Here is a 3,677-nt window from a genome sequence, read left to right as displayed (position 1 = left end):
GGCGTAGGGTCAGCGGCGACCCGCCGCCCGCCGCTTGTGATATGCACCCTTGAAAAAGATACCCTGATACAGTTCTTCCTGTTCGCTCTTGATCCCCGTTGCAGGATTCTCCAGCACGAAAGTAACCTTAGCCCCGTTTACCAATGTGAATGTAGCATACTTGCCGCTGAAATACATCACGATGTCACCGTTCTGTGTCTGAGCAAATTCGCTCACATTCGTCATGTTTGCAATGCTCGGCTGGATTCCTGCCAACTCTCCGCCTAGAAGCACCCTTGTGCCAGTATAATCCTGAGATACCTCTTTGACTTTGAATGCACGCAGGATTTTGTCTGCATCAGGCATCACGTCATTCACAGCACGCACCAGCTGAATCTGCCGGACAATGCCTTTCCAGATCTTCTTGATGTCTGTTGCAACATCTTCCAGCTGCCAGTTGACGACCGCTGTTCTGTTCTCCCGAACGAAGCCAAAAACACGAACCTTGAAGTCGGCAGGCTGCATCTTTTTCTGGATCGCGTACATGGGGCTGCAAAGTTCTGCATATTCCAGCCGCGGAATAAAGTTCCCCGTGGCTCTCAGGTTGAAGTTTACCACATTGCAGAAAACTTCCCGATTCTGTAACGCCTCCACCCTGTCACCAGTGACAGAAACGTCAAAGTGCAGGCTGCTGTCAAATTGCGGCGGGGAAAGCTTGATGCCCATTGTTTTCAAATCTGCTGCGGTTAAGCCGCTTTTAAATGTACCTTTCATTATTCTCTGTCACCTGGAGCGTATTCAATGTTTCCTGAATACGCTGTTATCCTCGTTCGATTGCTCCGAAGTTGGGATCCTTTCTTTGATATTTGCCGGAAGCTGTTTGCATGTAAGGAAATACCGCACAATCTTTGTGCGGTATTTCCCAAAGCATTCGCCAAAAAAATTTTTTGTGATTTTCTCTTGACAAAGTGAAACAAATGCGGTATACTCTAAGCACTGAACTGGGGAATTTTCTCTGCACTTGCTGTGATTTTAGTCATACCCTTATTTTAGCACAGGGAAATCGAGATAGCAAGGAGTTTTCTACAGGATAATTTTCAAAGGAGGAATTTTCATGATGAATAACTATGAAATTGACGAAACTGCGTGGAAAAAGAACTTTTCGGACACACTGCAAAGGCTCATGGGTAAGCGGAACATCTCCATCAACAAGCTGGCGGCTGAAATTTTGGTTGACCCCAAGTCCATTCGCAATTATATCGATAAGAAAAGCGTTCCGTCTGCGATTATTTTGAAGAAACTGGCGGATTACTTTGAGGTCAGCACAGACAGCCTGATCCAGAGCCAGGATCGGTTTTCCGGACAAACGATTGCTGCTCTTGCGGTGATTCTGCGGGATTTCGACGTTTCGCTGGTCAAGGCAGACAAGGACGCAGTCACCCTGCAATTCAACGACAATGTGCTTGCTGCCATTCTCGAAGAATTGTATTTTTCCAGAGGGAAAACGGACTATGCTGAAATCGTAGAAACACTCTCTCTGCACTACGGCAGCATGCAGACCATGAATCAACATTTAGTGGATTATATCACCTTTCGCAACCTGATGCGTCACGAGTATATCTATCACGGCTTGGAAGACGATATTGCGGTTTATCAGGATATGGACGGAAATGAGTGCTACGGCATGGACGCATACACCGTTGAGAAAATTGAAAAGCGGGAGGAAGAGTGGGAGAACATGAGCCAGGCAGAGCAGAGTGCCTGGTATCAGAAGTATCAGAACAGAACAGAAAAATCAGATGATACCGATGCAGCAAAGGATTGATGCATTGTCTCCGTAATATCAAAAACCGCGGCAGTGTTTCACGTGAAACACTGCCGCGGTTTTGCCTTTATACGATTCGCCTGAAAAAATTACGTTTACTTCAACACGGACTCCTGAATGGTGAAGTGTACCGGAATGCCGCCCCGCATTACCAGATCCAGCTCGCCCTGGATCAGCGGCAGGAAATATGCCATTGCTTCGTCACTGATGTTGTTTCCTGCCGGCGTGAGGAACTCTCTGGGCAGGAACTTTTCCCGATTGGCGATCTGGGACGCATCTGCCGGCTCCATAGTAATGGTATAGGGCTTGTTGTGAATCCGGCGGAAGATCATGACCCGTCCGGTTTCGCCGCGGAGGGCAGTCTGCACGCCGGCTGCACCGATCTGTTCTGCCTCGTCAATGTCCGTCTTGGAACTCAGGTGAGAGGAGCAACGCTGCATGACGTTCAGCTCTATCGAACGCACCTTACAGCCGAACGTATCCCGCACCAGCTGCTCCAGATACTTGCCGATACCGGACAGATACTTGTGTCCAAAGTTGTCCACCAGACCGGACTGTACCCCCTCCGGCACGGAAACGCCCTCGGAAACTGCCACGATCACCGCCTTATGTTTTGCCATTTCCTGCTCCACGTCGTGGAGAAAACGCTCAGCGGAGAAATGGGTTTCCGGCACGTAGACCAGATGCGGAGCCGGTTCGCCGTAGGCGTGGAGCACAGCACTGGAAGCAGTGAGCCAGCCCGCATGCCGTCCCATGATCTCGACAATCGTCACAGAGGGAATACTGTATACAGAGCTGTCGCGGATGATCTCCTGCATGGTAGTGGCAACATATTTTGCCGCAGAGCCGAAGCCGGGAGTGTGGTCGGTGATGCACAAATCGTTATCGATCGTCTTGGGAATGCCAATGACTTTTACGTCCAGATCGATTTCCTTGAAATAGGCGGAAAGTTTCTGTACGGTGTCCATGGAATCGTTCCCGCCGATGTAGAAAAACGCACCGATCTTGCGGCGTTTCAGCACAGCTGCGATCTTTTCGTAGACACTGCTGTCCTCGTGAAAATCCGGCAGTTTATACCGGCAGGAACCCAGCACGGTGGAAGGGGTCTGCCGGAGCAGTTCCATATCTTCATTGGTGCGGATCATGGTTTTCAGATCAATGAGGTGATCCTGAATAATGCCCTCTACACCGTTGACAGAGCCAAAAATCGCATCAATTGCAGGTTCCTTGAGGGATTCCCGAAAAACGCCTACCAGTGAAGCGTTAATGGCACAGGTCGGTCCGCCGGACTGGGCAACAGCAATATTCATACAATAATCTCCTTTTTTGCAGCAAAGTAATTTTTTAGGCAACACCGCACAAAGCTTGTGCGGTGTTGCCTTTATCCGGAAAATGCTCCCGAAAAAACGCTTTCTTCTATTGTACCCCATTTCAGCGGGGTTGTCAATATTTTACCGCAACTTTGCAGAATCTGTGACTTTGACCACTGTGTCCCGCAGAAAATTGCAGCTACAAACCTACCCATAAGGGAAACAGAAAAGCTGGTAAAGGAGTTCTATATCGAACTCTTTCACCAGCTTTAATTATATCAGCTTATAGCCTCCCCTGAAAGGGGTGACTCCCCACGGGGTGGGGAGATGTCCGCAGGGCAGAGGGGACCGCTCAGTACGAGGGGGACCAGCGAAGCTGGTGGAGGGGTTCCTACGCAAAGCGTAACTTCTAGGGCAGTCGCGTCGAAACCGTCCGGCGGAATTCGCTCGTACCTCGCTGTCCGCCTGGGGCTCGCCAACGCCGCTAGTTGTTTGCAGTGTTGTTTTTCTAGGGCGTTACTTGTGCAAACGGTCAACTTTATTTGATACGGCGTTTGCAAGTT

3 protein-coding genes are annotated in these 3,677 nt (G+C 49.6%); 1 reads left to right on the top strand and 2 read right to left on the bottom strand.

Annotated features, from left to right (window positions below; translation table 11 throughout):
- Window positions 1-9: 9 nt before the first annotated feature.
- A complete protein-coding gene (locus RUMCAL_RS07500) occupies window positions 10-753 on the bottom strand; it encodes a hypothetical protein (RefSeq protein WP_021682091.1) in 744 nt (247 codons plus the stop codon).
- 340 nt (window positions 754-1,093) lie between these two features.
- Between RUMCAL_RS07500 and RUMCAL_RS07495 the strand changes: the two genes are divergently transcribed.
- Entirely contained in the window at window positions 1,094-1,804 is a 711-nt protein-coding gene (locus RUMCAL_RS07495; RefSeq protein ID WP_021682089.1) for a helix-turn-helix domain-containing protein, read from the top strand.
- A gap of 95 nt (window positions 1,805-1,899) precedes the next feature.
- Here the strand turns inward: RUMCAL_RS07495 and RUMCAL_RS07490 are convergent, their stop codons facing one another.
- Window positions 1,900-3,114: a 6-phosphofructokinase gene (locus RUMCAL_RS07490; protein ID WP_040647490.1), complete on the bottom strand. Its 1,215-nt coding sequence runs from the start codon at window positions 3,112-3,114 to the stop codon at window positions 1,900-1,902.
- Window positions 3,115-3,677: the final 563 nt, after the last annotated feature.

The sequence above is a fragment of the Ruminococcus callidus ATCC 27760 genome, from assembly GCF_000468015.1.
GTDB classification, from domain to species: Bacteria; Bacillota; Clostridia; order Oscillospirales; family Ruminococcaceae; genus Ruminococcus_C; species Ruminococcus_C callidus.
This window is presented reverse-complemented; position numbering and strand designations above follow the sequence as displayed.